The sequence below is a fragment of the Virgibacillus sp. 7505 genome (genome assembly GCF_002272135.1).
Lineage (GTDB): Bacteria > Bacillota > Bacilli > Bacillales > Amphibacillaceae > Terribacillus.
This window is the reverse complement of the sequence record NZ_NPBF01000381.1, coordinates 1-224: the sequence shown is the minus strand read 5'-3', so window position 1 is coordinate 224 and position 224 is coordinate 1. Positions and strand designations below refer to the sequence as shown.

Below are 224 nucleotides of genomic sequence, written 5' to 3'. Positions count from 1 at the left end.
TAGGGGTATAGTTCAATGGTAGAGCAACGGTCTCCAAAACCGTAAATGTGGGTTCAAATCCTGCTACCCCTGCCATAACATACTCATCATGGCGGTCGTGGCGAAGTGGTTAACGCACCGGATTGTGGCTCCGGCATTCGTGGGTTCGATTCCCATCGATCGCCCTCTATATAGCTTAGGCTATAGCCAAGTAAACAGGCTGGGATTCCTAAGGAATCCTTCAA

Annotated in this window: 2 tRNA genes; both read left to right on the top strand. The window is 49.6% G+C overall.

Features of this window, described 5'->3' with window-relative positions:
• Window position 1: 1 nt before the first annotated feature.
• Window positions 2-75: transfer RNA gene (locus CHH91_RS19440), tRNA-Trp, on the top strand.
• 16 nt (window positions 76-91) lie between these two features.
• A tRNA-His gene (locus CHH91_RS19435) sits at window positions 92-164 on the top strand.
• Window positions 165-224 lie beyond the last annotated feature (60 nt).